This is a genomic window from Vescimonas sanitatis (genome assembly GCF_049060325.1).
GTDB lineage: Bacteria > Bacillota > Clostridia > Oscillospirales > Oscillospiraceae > Vescimonas > Vescimonas sanitatis.
Genome location: NZ_JBMGPW010000001.1, coordinates 450,835 through 468,020, shown reverse-complemented (window position 1 = coordinate 468,020; position 17,186 = coordinate 450,835). Strand labels below are relative to the sequence as shown.

The following is a 17,186-nucleotide window of genomic DNA, read 5'->3' as shown; positions in this document are numbered from 1 at the left end:
CTTAGAGCTGTGCGCCCAGCGTCCGCAGTTCGGTGGCAAAGACACCGTACTGGTCCGGCTGGAGCTGGGTGACGGCCTGCACGCCATACTTGGCCAGCAGAGCCAGCAGTTGCTCCATCTTGCCCGCATCCACCAGGCTGGCACCGGCCTTGGCGATCTGGTCAAGGGTGTAGGTGGGGGCCGTGGTCACGGGAACAGTGGGAGCGGGGTTAGTAGGGGCCACAGTCTGGGCAGGTGCCGCAGGAGCCGGTGCAGGGGTAGGGGTTGCCACAGGTGCAGGGGTGGGCTGGGTAGGGACCACAGTAGCGGGCGGCATGGTGACCGGCGGCACCGGGGCATGGGTGACAGGGGTGGCCACAGGAGCCACGGGGGCGGGAGCGTCCTGGGGCACGGAGATGTTGACGGCGTTCTTTTCCAGCGCCGTGGTCAGCTTGTCAATGGCCTTGAGGACGGCAGCATCCGCCTCAATCTTGATTTTCATTTCCAACATTGGTACAATCCTCCTTGGTATCATCTTTACAGTCGCAGCGCTCACCGGGGTCAAGGTGGGCTCCGCAGTCAGGGCAGGTCTTATAGTAGGGCATTTCAGTCAACCTCCAGCACGCTTGTCCAGTATTCAAAAGCGGTCATAACCTTGCGGGAGTAGTCGGTCTGGTATGTACCTGCATCCCACAGCTTTCTTGCGCCGCCGGGCCCGCAGTTGTAGGCCATCAGCGCAAGCTCTGGCTCTCCGTAGCTCTGGAGATACTGGGAGATGATATAGATACCGGCCTCAATGTTTCCGGCATGGGTCATGGGGTCAAGGCCTTTTTCCAAAAGCCACTCGTGATTGACAGAGTTGATCTGCATGAGGCCATAGTCACCAGTGGCGCTGACGGCATCGGGGTCAAAGTGGGTTTCAACCTCTGCGATGGCAAGGGCCAGAGCATAGGGCACCTCATAGTGCTCACAGCAGTCCTGCATGACTTCCTGGAGTTCGTAGCTGAGGAGCCGCCCCTCACTCACGATGTCATCACGGTGGCGGGCAGGCTCCGTGGTTTCCTCTGGTGGTGCAGAGGGCTCCACGGGGCTCTGTTCCGGGGCTGGAGGGGTGACGGTTTCCGCTGTCACCACAGGCTCAGGGGTCTTGACCTCATCGTCCGTCTGGTGGGCACTGCATCCGCTGGCATAGCCAAGGGCAAACACAGTGGCAAGGACGGCCAGAATGGCCATGATGACCATGGCGTTGCGCCTCCGGGCCATGCGGCGCTGGCGGCACCGCCGGGAATACCGGCGGGCATTGGGCTCACTGGTGGTCATGGCGCTCACCTTAACCGTTCATGCGGCGGTTGATTTCCGCAATCAGCTCATTGGTGGTGTACTGGTCCAGGCCGCCATCAACCTCCACGGTATACTGGGAGGGGATGAGGAAAGCGGGGCGGGACCCGTAGGTGTCGGCGCAGTAGTCGCTGCCGACATTGCCATTGGTGCTCAAGTCCATGACCCAGGTATCATCCTCATCCACGCAGGGGGTGCTCCAGGGCGTGGCGCTCCACTCCCAGCTCTCAGGCTTGGGCAGCAGACCGTGGAAACGGCGGATTTCATCAAAGGTCAGCGGGGCCACCTTGCACTCACAGCTCCCGTACTCCTTGGAGCCGTTGAGGGCGGTGAGGTCAACCTCACGGGTGATGAGCTCATCAGCGTGGCCCTCAGTCAGGGCATCCGCAAAGGCACCGTTGAGGTGCTCACGGAAAGAGCTGGCAGCAAAGTTGTTGGTGGAGCCAAAAGAGCTCTTGATCTGGGCGGCGGTCACCAGCAGGGTGCCAGCCGTGCGGTGCTCCAGCACAATGCAGGGCTCCCCATGAAACTTGACCACCTGGCCGGGGGCCACATTAGAAATAGCGGTTTTCATTGGTCAATCCTCCTCAGTGTCCTCCGGCCCCTCAATGTCGATGAGGTTTTCGGCCTGGACGATAATTTCAGATACAATCTGCCGGATGGGCAGAGCGGTCTTTGCCCTCAGACGGCGGACCACTTTCTCCGCCTCCGGGGTCAACCGGACAGTTCCGATGCACTCATCAGAAAGCCGGTTGCTTTTCAGCACAATGGGGTTGTTGCTCACGGTTTTGTCCTCCTTGGTTTTAATAGGTGCGGGATGTCATGCCCCGGCAGTTCGGCGGCCTCTCCGCTCAAGGCCCTGCTGGACACTGAGCTGGGCAAGTTCGGCGTTGTAGCCCAGGCGCTTGTCAGGGAGCCTTGTGCCGTCCCGGCCACGCCTCAGCTCCGCATAGACTGCGGAGGGAGAGATGCCAAGAGAGGCGGCAATGTCTTTGGCGCTCAGGCCTGCCTCAACCATCTCCTGGATTTTCTGCCGCTCCTCATAAGAGCGGAAAGCGTAGTCTGCCAATGCGTTCACCTCCTTACCGGCATAAAAAAATTGAGCTACACGACCAATCTCTTGGTGTGTAACTCAATTATCGGGGCTGCCTTTTAGGTAGCCCGCCATCAGAATGGATTGACAATTCGACAAAATGTGATATAATCCCACTGTCTGGAAAAATATAAAGTTGTAGCACAGAGGTGTCTGCCAAAAAGCAGATGAAAAGGGAATCCGGTGCGAATCCGGAGCGATGCAGTCACTGTGTACGGGAGCGGTCTTGCAAACCACTGGGAAACCGGGAAGGGCAACGCCGTGATGAACGAAGTCAGGAGACCTGCCTCTGTGTGGAATCTCAAGCCTGCTGCCAACAGGTTGGTTTTCCTACGAACTTATGATCCGTCGCGGAGCGCCGCACGGGTGTATATGTAGTAAGAAGCACCGAGGGCGGCTGTATGAGACACAGCCGCTTTTATATTTCTTTCAGAACAAATATTTGGAAAGAGGTAGATCAACCATGAAGAAAGCACTTGCCTTTCTGATGGCGGCTGTGATGCTGATGAGCATGCTGACCGCCTGCGGCAACAAGGACAATGCCGACAACAAGGACAACAACGACGTAAACACCGAGGAGACCGACAAGGCCGCCGCCGACAAGGTCGCCGCCCTCATCGACGCCATCTACGTGCAGGAGCGCACCGAGGAGACCGACGCCCAGTGCGAGGCCGCCAAGGCCGCTTGGGACGCGCTGACCGACGCCCAGAAGGCGCTGGTGGAGGGCGAGGAGGCCAGCCCCGATTACTTCGGTCTGGACACCGGCGACGCCTCCAAGGACGATCCCCGCAACCAGGACGAGATCGGCGAGAAGGAGCTGCTGGTGGTATCCTTCGGTACCTCCTTCAACGACAGCCGCGTAGCCGACATCAAGAGCATTGAGGATGCCCTGCAGGAGGCCAACCCCGATTGGTCCGTGCGCCGCGCCTTCACCGCTCAGATCATCATCAACCACATCCAGGCCCGTGACGGCGAGAAGATCGACAACATGGAGCAGGCTCTGGAGCGCGCTGTCGCCAACGGCGTGAAGCAGCTGGTGGTACAGCCCACCCATCTGATGCACGGTGCTGAGTACGACGAGATGTGCGCCGCCATCGACAAGGTCCGCGACAAGTTCGAGTCCGTTGAGATTGCCGAGCCCATGCTGGGTGAGGTGGGCAGCGACGCCACCGTCATCAACGCCGACAAGGAAGCCGTTGCCAAGGCCGTTGTCGCCGCTGCTCTGAGCGAGAGCGGCTACGAGTCCACCGCCGCCGCCAAGGAGGCCGGTGTGGCTTACGTGCTGATGGGTCACGGTACGGCTCATGTGGCGAAGGTCACTTACAGCCAGATGGCCGCCCAGATGGACAAGCTGGGCTATGAGAACGTGTTCATCGGCACCGTGGAGGGCGAGCCCGAGGATACCTCCTGCGAGGCCGTGATCGCGGCCGTCAAGGAAGCCGGTTACACCACCGTGGTGCTGCGTCCCCTGATGGTCGTGGCGGGCGACCATGCCAACAACGACATGGCCGGTGCGGACGAGGATTCCTGGAAGACCATGTTTGAGGCCGCCGGTTTCACCGTGAACTGCCAGATCTCCGGTCTGGGCCGTATCGCGGACGTGCAGGCTCTCTACGTGGCACACACCAAGGCTGCCATCGACGCTATCGCGTAACAAGGACTGAACGGGCTCCGGGGCGGTATATTATCGCCTCGGAGCCTTTTTCAAAGTAAGGAGGACCTTGACCATGAAGAAAATTCTTTCGTTTCTGCTGGCCGCTGTGATGATGGCGGCGCTGCTGGTAGGCTGCGGACAGCAGCAAACCGATGCCCCCGGCAACGATGAGCCTGACCAGCCCGCTCTGGCGGATGGCGTATACACCGCCGACTTCAACACCGACAGCAGTATGTTCCACACCAACGAGACCTGTGACGGCAAGGGCGTGCTGACCGTGAAGGACGGCCAGATGACCATCCACGTCAGCCTGGCCTCCACCAGCATCGTCAATCTGTTCCCTGGTCTGAAGGAGGACGCCCAGAAGGACGGCGCCGTGCTGCTCCAGCCCACCAAGGACACCGTCACCTATCCCGATGGCCTGACCGAGACAGTCAATGGCTTTGATATCCCCGTTCCCGCGCTGGACGAGGAGTTCGACGTGGCCATCATCGGCAAGAAGGGCGTATGGTATGACCACAAGGTGTCCGTCTCCAACCCTGTTCTGAAGGAGGAGAACGGCGATGACGCTGCCGCCATCGCATTGGCGGACGGTACCTACACCATTGAGGTAGGCTTTGAGGGCGGCTCCGGTAAGTCCCATGTGCTGACTCCCTGCACCCTGAAGGTGGAGAACGGCGCTGCCACCGCCACTATCGTGTGGAGCAGTGAGAAGTATGACTATATGCTGGTGGACGGCCAGCGCTATGATGTCCTCACCACCGAGGGCGGCTCCACCTTTGAGATTCCCGTGCGGGCGCTGGATACCCCGCTGACGGTCATCGGCGACACCACCGCCATGAGCACCCCCCACGAGATCGAGTACACCCTGACCTTTAAGTCCGCCACGGCGGTGGAGGCGGCCCAGTGAGGCGTTTTCTCGCCGGGTTGCTGGCGGCGCTGATGGTCTTGTCCCTCTGCGCCTGCGGCGCGGCTGACGCCCCCGGCAAAACAGACGGACAAACCGCCGCCGTGTCGTGGGACGAGCTGGTCTTCGACCGTACCATGCCCCTGCGCTACGCGGAGCAGTTCTCCGTGGAGTACGCCGGGGACAGCTACAAGCGCATCACCATCAACAACGACCGGGTATACCTGCTGGTGGCGGAGGGTGCAGCTGTGCCTGACGGGGTACCTACCGGTGTCACCGTTTTGCAGCAGCCGCTGGACCAGATTTATCTGGTAGCTGCCGCTGCCATGGACTACTTCGACAAGCTGAACGCCATCGACTGCATCACCCTCAGCGGTAAAAAGCAGGCGGACTGGTATATCCAGCGCGCCAAGGACGCCATGGACAGCGGGGCAATGACCTACGCCGGCAAATATTCCGAACCCGATTATGAGCTGATCCTGTCGCAGGGCTGCGATCTGGCGGTGGAAAACACCATGATCTACCACTCCCCGGCGGTGCTGGAGCAGCTGGAGCGGCTGGGTATCCCTGTGCTGGTGGAGACCTCCAGCTATGAGACCCTGCCCATGGGCCGGATGGAGTGGATCAAGCTGTACGCAGCGCTGCTGGATAAGGAGGACGAGGCCGAGGCGCTATTTAATGAGAAGATGGACAGCGTGGCGGACGTACTGGAGCAGCAGCCCACCGGCAAGACCGTGGCATTTTTCTACATCACCAGCAGCGGCGCTGTAAACGTCCGCAAATCCACGGACTATGTGGCGAAGTGCGTCGCCATCGCCGGCGGCGACTATGTCTCCTTCGACGAATCGGCGGAGGACAACGCTCAGTCCACCATCAATATTCAGATGGAATCCTTCTACCATGGTGCAGTGGACGCCGATGTGCTGATCTACAACAGCATCATCGACGGCGAGCTGCACACGCTGGACGAATTGGTGGCACTGGATCCACTGATGGCCGACTTCAAGGCCGTCAAGAGCGGTAACGTGTGGTGCCTGACCAAAAACTTCTATCAGGAGTCGCTGGAGCTGAGCGACCTTATTCTGGACGTCAACCATGCGTTGAACGATGCGCCGGACACGGCGTTTCACTTCCTGACACGGATGAAGTGAGCATGTTTTACATCATTGCATTATAAGGAGGAGCGGCATGAAGAGGACCCGAACACTTCGCATCTGGGGAGGCTTTTGGCTGCTCCTCCTGCTTTTATTCACATTTCTGATTTGGAACATCTTCGCGGGAAGCGTTTCTCTTTCCGCGTCTGAGATATGGCGCATCCTGCTGGGGGGCGATGTTGGCTTTACCCAGAGCCAGATCATCGTAAAGATCCGTCTGCCCCGGCTTCTGTCGGCGCTGATCCTGGGCGGGGCGCTGTCCCTGTCCGGCTATCTGCTGCAAACCTTCTTCCACAACCCCATCGCGGGACCCTTCGTGCTGGGCATTTCCTCCGGCGCAAAGATGACGGTGTGCGTGGCCATGCTGGCGCTGCTGAGCCGGGGTAAGACCACCTCCTCCGCCATCCTCATCGCGGCGGCGTTCGTGGGTGCCATGGTGTCCATGGGCTTCGTGCTGCTGATCTCTCAGCGGGTCAAGCGCATGAGCCTGTTGGTGGTCTGCGGCGTGATGATCGGCTACATCTGCTCGGCGCTGACGGATTTTCTCGTGACCTTCGCCGACGATTCCAGCATCGTGAACCTGCACAACTGGTCTCTCGGCTCCTTCTCCGGCATGAGCTGGGGCAACGTAAAGACTATGGCCGGTGTATGCGGCGTCACACTGCTGCTGACCTTCCTGCTTTCCAAGCCCATCCGGGCGTACCAGTTGGGCGAGGTCTACGCCCAGAATATGGGCGTCCCCCTGCGGGCCTTCCGGACGGCGCTGATCCTGTTGTCCAGTGTGCTGTCCGCCTGCGTCACGGCCTTTGCCGGCCCCATCTCCTTTGTCGGCATCGCAGTGCCGCACCTGATGAAGTCCCTGTTCAAATCGGCGGAGCCGCTCGTCATGATCCCAGCCTGCTTCCTGGGCGGCGGCGTGTTCTGCCTGTTTTGCGACCTCATCGCCCGCACCGCCTTTGCCCCCACAGAGGTGAGCATCAGCTCCGTCACGGCGGTATTCGGCGCACCCATCGTGATCTACATGATGATCCACAGAAAGGCGGCGTGAGTATGGCATATCTGGAAACAAAAGACCTGTCCGTGGGCTACCACGGCAAGCCACTGATCGAGGACATAGCCCTTCATGTGCAGCGGGGCAAGATCGTGACGCTCATCGGCCCCAACGGCTCTGGAAAATCCACCATATTGAAAACCATCATCGGCCAGCTCTCCAAGGTGTCCGGCACGGTGTTTCTGGATGGAAAAGCCATGGAGGCGCGCAGCCGCAATGAGATCGCCCGGCGCATGGCCATTTTGATGACAGCCCGCATGGATCCGGAGCTGATGACCTGCAGGGACGTGGTGAGCAGCGGCCGCTATCCCTATACGGGGCGGCTGGGCATCCTGCAGCCGGAGGATCAGGCTATCGTGGAGCGCTCTCTGGCGCAGGTAGGCGGCATGGAGTTTGCCGACCGCCCCTTCTCCGCCATCAGCGACGGACAGCGCCAGCGCATTCTGCTGGCCCGGGCGCTGTGTCAGGAGCCGGAGATCATCGTATTGGACGAGCCTACCAGCTTTTTGGACATCCGCTATAAGCTGGAGTTGTTGACGGTGCTCAAGCGCATGGTGCGGGAGAACGATCTGGCGGTGCTGCTGTCCCTCCACGAGCTGGAGCTGGCGGAGCGCATTTCGGACACGGTGGTGTGTGTGGCGGGCGACCGCATCGACCGCATCGGCCCGCCGGAGGAGATCTTCACCCGCGCATATATTGCAAAGCTGTACCGGATGGAGCACGGGAAGTATGACCCCTGCTTCGATAGCCTGGAATTTGTGCCGTAAGGAGTGCTATCATGGAAAAACAGGGTGTTTTTTACGCCGTCAGCGTAGGCCCCGGCGACCCGGAGCTGCTGACCCGGCAGGCCTGCCGGGTCTTGGCGGACTGTCCTGTGGTGGCAGCCCCCCGGATGAAGTCCGGGCGGATGCTGGCGCTGGATATCGCCGCCGGGGCGGTGGATACGCAGGGCAAGACCATCTTGCCGCTGGACTTCAGCATGGAGCGAAGCGAGGCAGTGCGGGAGGACAGCTACCGCACTGCGGCAGCCGCTATCGAAGCGGAGCTGTCGGCAGGACGGGACGTGGCCATGGTCAATCTGGGCGACGTATCCGTGTACGCCACTGCCTACTATATTCTGGAGCGCATCCGCGCTGATGGGTTTGAGACGGTGATGTGTCCCGGCGTCACCAGCTTCTGCGCCGTGGCGGCGCGGCTGGGACGGAGTTTGACCCGCATGGAGGAGCCGCTCCACATTCTGCCGGGCAGCACGGATCTGGACAACGCGCTGCCGCTGCCGGGAACAAAGGTCGTGATGAAATCCGGCAAGGCCATCTACAAAGCGGCAGCGGCGCTGGAGCGCCACGGTCTGCTGGCAAATGCCGGGATGGTGGCGGACTGCGGACTGGAAACGGAGCAGGTCTACACCGACCTGCGGCAGCTGCCGGAGGAGATCAGTTATTTTGCCACCATCGTGGCGGATTGAGAGGGCGCTATGGAGCAAAAAGTCCCCCGGCTGGTGCTGGCCGGCACCAACAGCGGCTGCGGCAAGACCACCGTTACCTGTGCCGTCTTGCAGGCGCTGGTATCGCGGGGCCTGCGGGTAGGCGCGGCGAAATGCGGCCCTGATTATATCGACCCCATGTTCCACAGCCGGATCATTGGCGCGAAGAGCTCCAATTTGGATGCCTTCTTCTTTGATCCCGATACCCTGCGCTATCTTCTGGCCCGCAACGCCCGGGGCTGCGATGTCACGGTGATAGAGGGGGTCATGGGCTATTATGACGGGCTGGGCCTCACCTCCATTCGGGCCAGCACCTACGAGGTGGCGCGGGAGACCCAAAGCCCCGTGGTGCTGGTGGTCAATGCCCGAGGGGCGGCCCTTTCCGTCCTGGCGGCGGTGGAGGGCTTTCTCCACTTTGCGCCGGACAGCGGCATCCGTGGCGTCATCCTCAACGGGTGCAGCGCCATGAGTTATGGTCCACTGGCACGGGAGCTGGAAAACCGTCTGGGCGTCCGCGCCTGCGGCTATCTGCCCCGTCTGCCGGAGTGCGCGCTGGAGAGCCGCCACTTGGGGCTCATCACAGCGGACGAGGTGGCCGATCTGCAAGAGAAGCTGCGCAAGCTGGCGACCGAGGCGGAAAAAACGCTGGACATTCCAACACTGCTGGAGTTGGCTGACGCTGCGCCGCCCCTGCGCTTTATCCCGCCGGCCCTGCCGGAGCCGGGAACGCCGGTGCGTATCGGCGTGGCCAGGGACCGGGCGTTCTGCTTTTACTATGAGGACAGCCTCGACCTGCTGCGGCAGCTGGGTGCGGAGCTGGTACCCTTCAGCCCGCTGGCGGATGAGCGGCTTCCCGATGGCGTACAGGGCCTGTACTTGGGCGGCGGCTACCCGGAGCTGTACGCGGCGCAGTTGGCGGAAAACTATGTCCTGCGCAGGCGAATTCGGGAGGCCGTACACGCGGGGATGCCCTGTATCGCCGAGTGCGGCGGCTTTATGTACCTGACAGAGTCCATCGCAGGCCACGCCATGGTAGGCGCGCTGCCCGGTGACTGCTTTGACACGGGGAAGCTGACCCGGTTCGGCTACATCACCGCCACGGCGCAGGAGGACAGCCTTCTCTGCCGCGCCGGAGAGCAGGTGCCGATGCATGAATTTCACCATTGGGACACGCCCCTACCGGGCAGGGCTTTTCTGGCGGAAAAGCCCTCCGGCAAGCAGTGGCGCTGTGCGTATGCCACGGATACGCTGTACGCGGGTTTCCCTCACTTCCATTTTTACGCCAAGCCCGTCATGGCACAGCGCTTTTTGGCGGCTTGCAGAAAGGAGACGCTATGACGGAACAGATGAAGCCTATGGATATCGAGAAGCGCAGCTTCGCCATCATCACCGAGCTGCTGGGTGACCGGCGGCTGGATCCGGAGAATGAGCTGGTCATCAAACGGGTCATCCACACCACGGCGGATTTTGACTATGTGGACAATCTGGCCTTTTCCGACCACGCGGTACAAAAGGCCATTGCCGCCCTGCGGGCGGGCTGTGACATCGTCACCGATACCCAGATGGCCAAGGCCGGGATCAATAAGACGATCCTCGCCTCGCTGGGCGGAGAGGTACACTGCTTCATGTCGGACGCGGACGTGGCGGCGGAGGCTAAGGAGCGCGGTGTGACCCGTGCCTTTGTATCCATGGAGCGGGCGGCAGCCCTACCCAAGCCCTGCATCTTTGCTATCGGCAACGCCCCCACGGCGCTTTTCTCCTTAGAGGCGCTGATGGAGACGGGCAAGCTCCATCCCGCCCTCATCATCGGGGTGCCGGTGGGCTTTGTGAACGTGGTGGAGAGCAAGGAGCGCATCATCAAGGCCGCTGCCGCGCCCTACATCGTGGCTCGGGGCCGCAAGGGCGGCAGCAACGTGGCGGCGGCCATCTGCAACGCCATGCTCTACCAGATCAGGCGGTAGGTTATGAAGGAATTTATCATACGGGACGGAAAAAAACTCCGTCTGGGCTACACCACCGGTTCCTGTGCCGCGGCGGCAGCCAAGGCCGCCGCATGGATGCTGCTGAGCGGCAGTAAAAAGGAGTCCATCCGCCTGCTGACACCCAAGGGCATGGAACTGACGCTGGCGGTGGAGGACATCCATCTGTCCCCAAACTGTGTGCACTGTGCCATCCGGAAGGACAGCGGTGATGACCCGGATATCACCCGTGACACCCTGATCTATGCCGAGGTGCGGAAAACAGAGACTGTTGGCATTGTCATTGACGGCGGACAGGGTGTAGGGCGGGTAACCATGCCAGGTCTTGACCAGCCGGTGGGTGCGGCGGCCATCAACTCTGTACCCCGCCGGATGATTCAGGAGAATGTGGAGGAGGTCTGCGGCCTGTTCGGATACATCGGCGGGCTGCAAGTGGTGATTTCCGCTCCCGATGGCGAGACGCTGGCGAAAAAGACCTTCAATCCCCGATTAGGCATTGAGGGAGGCATATCCATCTTAGGCACCACGGGGATCGTAGAGCCTATGAGCGAGCAGGCGCTGGTGGACACCATCCATGTAGAGCTGCGGCAGCGGCGGGAGGGCGGCGCGGATTATGTACTGCTGGCCCCCGGTAACTACGGCGCAGACTATATCAAGGGTGTCATGGGCATCGACCCCGCCACGGCGGTGATGACCTCCAACTTCATCGGCGACACGATGGAGATGTGCCGGGAGCTGGGCTTCCGAGGGGCGCTGCTCATCGGTCATATCGGCAAGCTGGTAAAGCTGGCGGGCGGTATGTGGAACACCCACTCCCGCTACGGCGACTGTCGCATGGACATCCTGACGGCCTGTGCCGCCGCAGAGGGGCTGCACGGCGGTGCGGCGGCGGAGATGCTCTGCTGCGCCACCTGTGACGACGCCCTGCGGCTGTTGAAGGAGCAGGGACTTTATGACGCGGTGCTGCACCGGCTGGCCGGGCGCATCGACGACATGATGCATTATAAATGCAGTGATATAGAGACGGGAGCCATCCTCTTTTCCAAGGAATATGGCTATCTCTGTGAGACAAAGGACGCAGCGGCACTGCTGCGCCGGATAAAGGAGGACTGACAATGGTACATTTTGTGGGAGCGGGCAGCGGCGCTGCCGACCTCATCACCGTCCGGGGCGTCAAGCTGCTGGGCGAGGCCGACATGGTGATCTACGCCGGCTCACTGGTAAATCCGGCGCTGCTGGACTATACCAGGGAGGGCTGCGAGATCCACGACAGCGCCAAGCTGACGCTGGAAGAGGTCATCGCCCTCATCGAGAAGGCGGAGGCCGCCGGCAAGACCACCGTGCGCCTGCACACAGGGGATTCCAGCATCTACGGCGCAGTACGGGAGCAGTTTGACGAGCTGGAAAAACGCGGTATCGCCTACGATGTCTGCCCCGGCGTCAGCGCCTTCTGCGGCGCGGCGGCCGCTCTGCGGGCGGAGTACACCCTGCCCGATGTGAGCCAGACCGTCATCATCACCCGCGCCCCCGGCCGCACGCCGGTGCCGGAGCGGGAGTCCATCCGCTCACTGGCGGCCCATCAGGCCACCATGGTGCTGTTTCTCAGCACCTCACTGACCGAACTGCTGCAAGATGAGCTGCTGGCGGGAGGCTATACCGCTGACACCCCGGCGGCGGTGGTCTACAAGGCCACTTGGCCGGAGGAGAAGATCTTCCGCTGCACTGTGGGGACGCTCCACGAGACAGTGACGGGCAACGGTCTGACCAAGACATCGTTGATCGTGGTGGGCAACTGCCTGGGTGACAACTATCTCCGGTCGCTGCTGTACCACCCCGATTTTACAACGGAGTTCCGCAAGGGGGCCCAATGAGAGCCGCCCTGTTTGCCTTCAGCCGGGGCGGCTGTGCCACGGCGCGGCGGGTACTGGAGGCGCTGCCGGAGGAGGTATGGATGTGCTATACCATGCCGCGTTTTGAAGAGCCGGGCTTTCTGCCGCTGGACAGGGCGATATATGGTGTGTGCTTTTCCTCCATGGACGCACTGATCTTTGTGGGGGCCTGCGGCATCGCCGTGCGGGAGATCGCCCCCTATGTCAAAAGCAAAAAAACCGACCCGGCGGTGGTGTGCATCGACGAGGCGGGGCAGTTTGTGATCCCCCTGCTCTCCGGCCACATCGGCGGCGCCAACGCGCTGGCGGAAAAGCTGGCGGAGAAGCTGGACGCCACGGCGGTGGTCACCACCGCCACCGACGTCCGGGGAAAATTCGCCGTGGACGCATGGGCCGCCCGGCACGGCTGTGCCATCTCCGACATGGGGCTTGCCAAGGCGGTATCGGCGGCGATACTGGAGGGGGACGTGCCTCTTTGTAGCCAGTTTTACCTGCCTGTCCCCCTGCCGGAGGGTACGTTTGCCGGGGAGACCGGCCCTCTGGGCATTTTCATCGGCTGGCACGTCAGAACACCCTTTGCCCGCACCCTGCGGCTGATCCCTCGCGTGTTGCGGGTAGGCGTAGGCTGCCGGCGGGGCATCTCTGCCGAAGCGGTGGTGCGTGCGGTGCAGACAGTGTTCGCGGAAAATGGCCTGGACACAGCGGCTATCCGCGGCGTCTGTTCCATCGATCTGAAGCAGGACGAGCCGGGTCTGCTGGCCGCCTGTGAGAAAAACAACTGGCCGGTGCATTTTTACACGGCGCAGCAGCTGCGGGATGTGGCGGGTGATTTCACTCCCTCCGACTTCGTCCGTTCCGTTACCGGCGTAGACAATGTCTGTGAACGGGCGGCGCTGCTGGATGCCGAAAAGCTGATCGTACAAAAAACAGCGCGGGACGGAGTGACCGTCGCCGTCGCGGCGGAGCATTGGGAGGTGCGCTTTGGGTAAGGTAATTGTAGTGGGCATCGGCCCTGGCGGCTATGAGGATATGACCATCCGGGCAGACGAGGCCCTGCAGGCGTGCGACGCCATTGTGGGGTACCCCGTCTATGTGGATCTGGTGCGGGATCGCTATCCCGGCAAGGAACTTCACTCCACGCCCATGACACGGGAGACAGAGCGCTGCCAGCTGGTGCTGGAGCTGGCGCGCAGCGGCAAGACCGCCGCCATGGTTTGCTCCGGTGACAGCGGCATCTACGGCATGGCGGCGCTGGTCTATGAGCTGAGGGGCGAGGCGCAGGAGCCTGAGATTCAGGTGGTGCCGGGATTGACGGCGGCGTGCAGCGGCGGGGCGGTGCTAGGTGCGCCGCTGACCCATGATTTCGCGGTCATCAGCCTCAGCGACCGTCTGACACCGTGGGAGACCATCGAAAAGCGCTTGGACTGCGCGGCGGCGGCGGATCTGACCATCGCTCTGTATAACCCGGCCAGCCACGGCAGACCGGATCATGTAAAGCGCGCCTGCGATATTTTGCTGCGCCGTCTGCCGGAGGACAGACTCTGCGGCATCGTCCGCAACATCGGCCGCGACGGGCAGAGCCGCCGCATCCTGACGCTGGCAGAGCTGCGGGAGGCGGAGGTGGATATGTTCTGCACCGTGTTTATCGGCAACAGTGCGGCAAAGACGGTGGCGGGACAGCTCATCACCCCCAGAGGATACCGAAATGTGTAATATCTGCGTGTTTGCCGGCACCACCGAAGGGCGGGAGCTGGCGGAATTTCTCGCCGGACAGCCGGTACAGGCCACGGTATGTGTGGCAACGGAGTACGGTGAGACGCTGCTGCCAGAGGCGAAAAACGTCACGGTTCTGGCGGGGCGCATCCCGGTGGCGGACATCATCCGGATGCTGCAAGAGACCCGGTTCGATCTGGTGATCGATGCCACCCACCCCTACGCCGCCTCCATCACCGAGAGCATCTGCACGGCCTGCCGGGAGACGGAAACAGAATATCTGCGCCTGCTGCGGCAGTCCTGTGACCCGAAGGAGGCGCTCGTGTGCGTGGAAAACGCCGCCGAGGCCGCCGCGTTTCTGGCGAATACCGAGGGCAGCATCCTCCTGACCACCGGCAGTAAGGAATTGGCGGCGTATAGCGGTATCCTCGATTTTACCCAGCGGGTATACGCCCGTGTGCTGCCCATGGATGCCTCACTGGAGGCCTGCCGCACAGCGGGGTTAAAAGCCTCTCATATCATCGCCATGCAGGGGCCTTTCTCCGAGGAGATGGATCTGGCCACACTGCGGTTTGCCAACGCCGCGTGGATGGTGACCAAGGACGGCGGAGAAGCCGGCGGCTTTCCTGCTAAGGTGTCCGCCGCCCGGAAGGCGGGCGCAGGTCTGGTGGTCATTGGTCGCCCGCCCCAGCGGGGGGGGCTTCCCTTTGCGGCGGTGCTGGATGTGCTGTGTAAGCGGTTCGGCTGCACCGTCCGGCCGCAGGTGCGGATCGTCGGCATCGGCCCCGGCAGCCGGGAGGCTATGACCCGCGAGGTCAGTGAAGCCATCGAGACGGCGGACTGTCTCATTGGCGCAAAACGGATGTTGGATGCTGTGGCGCGGCCGGGACAGCCTACCTATGACGCCATTGCGCCGCAGGATATTGCGGACTTTATCCGCGCCCACCGGGAATACCGCCGCTTTGCGGTGGTCATGTCCGGCGACACCGGCTTTTTCAGCGGCACCAAAAAGCTGCTTCCTCTGCTGGAGGGCTGCGACACAGCGGTGCTGCCAGGTTTGAGCTCGCTGTCCTATCTGTGCGCCCGGCTGCAAACCTCCTACGAGGATGTGCGGGTGGTGAGCCTTCATGGACGGCAGCACAACATCCTGCCGGAGGTGCGGGCAACCAGCCGTCTCTTTGCGCTGGTGGGCGGTGAGCGCGGCATCAACGACCTGTGCCGCACACTGACAGCAGGCGGTCTGGGCGGCGTCACCGTGTCTGTGGGACAGCGGCTGGGCTACCCGGATGAGCGCATTGTGTGCGGCACGGCAGCAGAGCTGGCAGAAGGTGCCTACGAGCCCTTGAGCGTGGCGCTCATCGAAAATCCCCACCCCGACGCGGTGGTCACGCCGGGTCTGCCGGATGACGTCTTCCTCCGCAGCGCGGAGGGAATGCCGGTGGTGCCTATGACGAAAAGCGAGGTGCGGGCGGTGTGCCTTTCCAAGCTGCGGCTGACGGAGCGGAGCGTCTGCTGGGACATCGGCGCCGGTACCGGCTCGGTGTCGGTGGAGATGGCCTTACAGGCAAAGCGGGGACAGGTCTGTGCCGTGGAGCGGCGGGAGGACGCCGCGGCGCTGCTGGGGCAGAACCGGGAGCGGTTTTCGTTGGAGAACCTACAGGTGGTCTGCGGCAGTGCGCCGGAGGCCTGCGCCGGTTTGCCCGCGCCTACCCACGCATTCATCGGCGGCAGCGCCGGGAATATGCGGGAGATCGTGGCGCTGCTGCTGGCAAGAAACCCCCGTGTCCGCATCGTGGCCACGGCCGTTTCGCTGGAGTCCGTGGCTGAGCTGACGGAGTGCCTGACGGCGTTTCCCTTTACGGAGACGGAGGTGGTGTCGCTGCAGGCGGCGCGGGACAGAAGGGCCGGAGGCTATCATCTGATGAGCGGGCAGAATCCCATTTATATTTTTACGATGCAGGGCGGAGGAGAAACGGCATGATGTGGTCGCTTGCGGCACTTGTTATCGGCTTTTGCATAGACCTTCTGGTGGGCGACCCCCACAGTTTTCCCCATCCGGTAGTTCTGATTGGAAAATGTATTAGCGTGTTGGAGCGGGTGCTGCGGTGCGTATGCCCCAAAACGCCGTCCGGCGAGCGGGCGGCGGGTGCCATTCTGTGGGGCGCGGTGGTCATCATATCCACCGCCGTCCCGGCTCTGCTGCTGTGGCTGTGCGGTCTGGTCAGCCCGTGGTTGCGCCTGGCGCTGGAGAGTGTGATGTGCTGGCAGATCTTGGCGGTCAAGTCCCTGCGGGACGAGACCATGAAGGTCTATGACGCGCTGGAGAGCGGCGATTTGGCCGCCTCCCGCCATGCTGTTTCCATGATCGTGGGGCGAGACACCGACCGGCTGGACGACGCCGCCGTGACACGCGCCGCCGTGGAGACGGTGGCGGAGAACACCTCCGACGGCGTGGTGGCGCCGCTGCTGTTTCTGGCCATCGGCGGCGCGCCGCTGGGCTTTTTCTACAAGGCGGTGAACACCATGGACTCCATGCTGGGGTATGTGGAGCCGCCCTATAAGAACATTGGTCTGGTACCCGCCAAGGCCGACGATGTGGTGAATTACATCCCGGCGCGGCTGTCAGCACTTCTGATGCTGGCGGCGGGCGGCCTGATGGGGCTGGATACGGCGGCAGGCTGGCGGATCTTCCGCCGCGACCGCCGGAAGCACGCCAGTCCCAACTCAGCCCAGACGGAATCCGTCTGCGCGGGGCTGCTGGGCGTGCGTCTGGCGGGGGATGCATGGTACCACGGCGTGCTGCACAAAAAAGAGTATATCGGCGACGCAGCGCGGGAGATCACCCACGAGGACATCCCCCGTGTGTGTCGCCTGATGACCGTCACAGCCATCCTCACCCTGCTTTTGAGCTGCGGGGTCAAGCTGCCCTTTGCGCTGTAAAGGAGA

General features: G+C 62.2%; 19 protein-coding genes and 1 riboswitch. Of the genes, 14 read left to right on the top strand and 5 right to left on the bottom strand.

The annotated features are described in order from the left end of the window. Position 1 precedes the first annotated feature (1 nt). From ACOMDU_RS02490 to ACOMDU_RS02470, 5 genes are all read right to left on the bottom strand, one after another. Positions 2–490 carry a hypothetical protein gene (locus ACOMDU_RS02490; RefSeq protein WP_421128864.1) on the bottom strand — a complete coding sequence of 163 codons (489 nt, stop codon included), beginning with the start codon at positions 488–490 and terminating at the stop codon, positions 2–4. A gap of 95 nt (positions 491–585) precedes the next feature. Beyond that, positions 586–1,299: a lytic transglycosylase domain-containing protein gene (locus tag ACOMDU_RS02485; protein WP_325227395.1), complete on the bottom strand. Its 714-nt coding sequence runs from the start codon at positions 1,297–1,299 to the stop codon at positions 586–588. Positions 1,300–1,309: 10 nt separating this feature from the next. Beyond that, a complete protein-coding gene (locus ACOMDU_RS02480) occupies positions 1,310–1,891 on the bottom strand; it encodes a hypothetical protein (protein WP_421128863.1) in 582 nt (193 codons plus the stop codon). Between the two features lie 3 nt (positions 1,892–1,894). Continuing rightward, on the bottom strand, positions 1,895–2,101 hold the full coding sequence (locus ACOMDU_RS02475; RefSeq protein ID WP_227145662.1) for a hypothetical protein: 207 nt from the start codon (positions 2,099–2,101) through the stop codon (positions 1,895–1,897). A gap of 36 nt (positions 2,102–2,137) precedes the next feature. Then, positions 2,138–2,386 carry a helix-turn-helix domain-containing protein gene (locus ACOMDU_RS02470; protein ID WP_253097847.1) on the bottom strand — a complete coding sequence of 83 codons (249 nt, stop codon included), beginning with the start codon at positions 2,384–2,386 and terminating at the stop codon, positions 2,138–2,140. A 154-nt stretch (positions 2,387–2,540) separates the two neighbouring features. Continuing rightward, positions 2,541–2,715, top strand: a riboswitch (cobalamin riboswitch). A 158-nt stretch (positions 2,716–2,873) separates the two neighbouring features. Between ACOMDU_RS02470 and ACOMDU_RS02465 the strand changes: the two genes are divergently transcribed. The 14 genes from ACOMDU_RS02465 (at position 2,874) to cbiB (ending at position 17,180) form a co-directional block, all read left to right on the top strand. Next, positions 2,874–4,064, top strand: coding sequence for a sirohydrochlorin cobaltochelatase (locus ACOMDU_RS02465; protein WP_421128862.1), 1,191 nt, complete (start codon positions 2,874–2,876; stop codon positions 4,062–4,064). A gap of 73 nt (positions 4,065–4,137) precedes the next feature. Next, positions 4,138–4,974 carry an iron transporter gene (locus ACOMDU_RS02460; RefSeq protein WP_421128860.1) on the top strand — a complete coding sequence of 279 codons (837 nt, stop codon included), beginning with the start codon at positions 4,138–4,140 and terminating at the stop codon, positions 4,972–4,974. After that, positions 4,971–6,122 carry an ABC transporter substrate-binding protein gene (locus ACOMDU_RS02455; RefSeq protein ID WP_421128858.1) on the top strand — a complete coding sequence of 384 codons (1,152 nt, stop codon included), beginning with the start codon at positions 4,971–4,973 and terminating at the stop codon, positions 6,120–6,122. The genes ACOMDU_RS02460 and ACOMDU_RS02455 overlap by 4 nt, the downstream gene beginning before the upstream one ends. A gap of 37 nt (positions 6,123–6,159) precedes the next feature. Next, on the top strand, positions 6,160–7,173 hold the full coding sequence (locus tag ACOMDU_RS02450; protein ID WP_421128857.1) for a FecCD family ABC transporter permease: 1,014 nt from the start codon (positions 6,160–6,162) through the stop codon (positions 7,171–7,173). A gap of 2 nt (positions 7,174–7,175) precedes the next feature. Beyond that, positions 7,176–7,943: an ABC transporter ATP-binding protein gene (locus ACOMDU_RS02445; RefSeq protein WP_421128856.1), complete on the top strand. Its 768-nt coding sequence runs from the start codon at positions 7,176–7,178 to the stop codon at positions 7,941–7,943. A gap of 11 nt (positions 7,944–7,954) precedes the next feature. After that, positions 7,955–8,641 carry a precorrin-2 C(20)-methyltransferase gene (gene cobI / locus ACOMDU_RS02440; RefSeq protein WP_421128855.1) on the top strand — a complete coding sequence of 229 codons (687 nt, stop codon included), beginning with the start codon at positions 7,955–7,957 and terminating at the stop codon, positions 8,639–8,641. Positions 8,642–8,650: 9 nt separating this feature from the next. Continuing rightward, complete coding sequence (locus tag ACOMDU_RS02435) at positions 8,651–9,997, top strand: cobyrinic acid a,c-diamide synthase CobB (protein ID WP_421128854.1); 1,347 nt, start codon at positions 8,651–8,653, stop codon at positions 9,995–9,997. Next, on the top strand, positions 9,994–10,620 hold the full coding sequence (locus ACOMDU_RS02430) for a precorrin-8X methylmutase (RefSeq protein WP_421128853.1): 627 nt from the start codon (positions 9,994–9,996) through the stop codon (positions 10,618–10,620). The genes ACOMDU_RS02435 and ACOMDU_RS02430 overlap by 4 nt, the downstream gene beginning before the upstream one ends. A 3-nt stretch (positions 10,621–10,623) precedes the next feature. Beyond that, positions 10,624–11,751: a cobalt-precorrin-5B (C(1))-methyltransferase CbiD gene (cbiD, locus tag ACOMDU_RS02425; RefSeq protein WP_421128852.1), complete on the top strand. Its 1,128-nt coding sequence runs from the start codon at positions 10,624–10,626 to the stop codon at positions 11,749–11,751. Between the two features lie 2 nt (positions 11,752–11,753). Next, positions 11,754–12,509 (top strand): precorrin-4 C(11)-methyltransferase, encoded by a 756-nt coding sequence (gene cobM / locus ACOMDU_RS02420; protein ID WP_421128851.1) that lies wholly within the window; start codon positions 11,754–11,756, stop codon positions 12,507–12,509. After that, entirely contained in the window at positions 12,506–13,516 is a 1,011-nt protein-coding gene (locus tag ACOMDU_RS02415) for a cobalt-precorrin 5A hydrolase (RefSeq protein WP_421128850.1), read from the top strand. The genes cobM and ACOMDU_RS02415 overlap by 4 nt, the downstream gene beginning before the upstream one ends. After that, entirely contained in the window at positions 13,509–14,240 is a 732-nt protein-coding gene (cobJ, locus tag ACOMDU_RS02410) for a precorrin-3B C(17)-methyltransferase (RefSeq protein ID WP_421128849.1), read from the top strand. The genes ACOMDU_RS02415 and cobJ overlap by 8 nt, the downstream gene beginning before the upstream one ends. Next, on the top strand, positions 14,233–16,221 hold the full coding sequence (gene cobK, locus ACOMDU_RS02405; protein ID WP_421128848.1) for a precorrin-6A reductase: 1,989 nt from the start codon (positions 14,233–14,235) through the stop codon (positions 16,219–16,221). Before cobJ ends, cobK begins: the two co-directional genes overlap by 8 nt. Further along, positions 16,218–17,180 carry an adenosylcobinamide-phosphate synthase CbiB gene (gene cbiB, locus ACOMDU_RS02400; RefSeq protein WP_421128846.1) on the top strand — a complete coding sequence of 321 codons (963 nt, stop codon included), beginning with the start codon at positions 16,218–16,220 and terminating at the stop codon, positions 17,178–17,180. The genes cobK and cbiB overlap by 4 nt, the downstream gene beginning before the upstream one ends. Positions 17,181–17,186: the final 6 nt, after the last annotated feature.

Coding starts and splice junctions, on each gene's coding strand:
- ACOMDU_RS02490 (WP_421128864.1), bottom strand. CDS start 490: ATGTTGGAAATGAAAATCAAGATTGAGGCGGATGCTGCCGTCCTCAAG.
- ACOMDU_RS02485 (WP_325227395.1), bottom strand. CDS start 1,299: ATGACCACCAGTGAGCCCAATGCCCGCCGGTATTCCCGGCGGTGCCGC.
- ACOMDU_RS02480 (WP_421128863.1), bottom strand. CDS start 1,891: ATGAAAACCGCTATTTCTAATGTGGCCCCCGGCCAGGTGGTCAAGTTT.
- ACOMDU_RS02465 (WP_421128862.1), top strand. CDS start 2,874: ATGAAGAAAGCACTTGCCTTTCTGATGGCGGCTGTGATGCTGATGAGC.
- ACOMDU_RS02460 (WP_421128860.1), top strand. CDS start 4,138: ATGAAGAAAATTCTTTCGTTTCTGCTGGCCGCTGTGATGATGGCGGCG.
- ACOMDU_RS02450 (WP_421128857.1), top strand. CDS start 6,160: ATGAAGAGGACCCGAACACTTCGCATCTGGGGAGGCTTTTGGCTGCTC.
- ACOMDU_RS02445 (WP_421128856.1), top strand. CDS start 7,176: ATGGCATATCTGGAAACAAAAGACCTGTCCGTGGGCTACCACGGCAAG.
- cobI (WP_421128855.1), top strand. CDS start 7,955: ATGGAAAAACAGGGTGTTTTTTACGCCGTCAGCGTAGGCCCCGGCGAC.
- ACOMDU_RS02435 (WP_421128854.1), top strand. CDS start 8,651: ATGGAGCAAAAAGTCCCCCGGCTGGTGCTGGCCGGCACCAACAGCGGC.
- ACOMDU_RS02430 (WP_421128853.1), top strand. CDS start 9,994: ATGACGGAACAGATGAAGCCTATGGATATCGAGAAGCGCAGCTTCGCC.
- cbiD (WP_421128852.1), top strand. CDS start 10,624: ATGAAGGAATTTATCATACGGGACGGAAAAAAACTCCGTCTGGGCTAC.
- cobM (WP_421128851.1), top strand. CDS start 11,754: ATGGTACATTTTGTGGGAGCGGGCAGCGGCGCTGCCGACCTCATCACC.
- ACOMDU_RS02415 (WP_421128850.1), top strand. CDS start 12,506: ATGAGAGCCGCCCTGTTTGCCTTCAGCCGGGGCGGCTGTGCCACGGCG.
- cobK (WP_421128848.1), top strand. CDS start 14,233: ATGTGTAATATCTGCGTGTTTGCCGGCACCACCGAAGGGCGGGAGCTG.
- cbiB (WP_421128846.1), top strand. CDS start 16,218: ATGATGTGGTCGCTTGCGGCACTTGTTATCGGCTTTTGCATAGACCTT.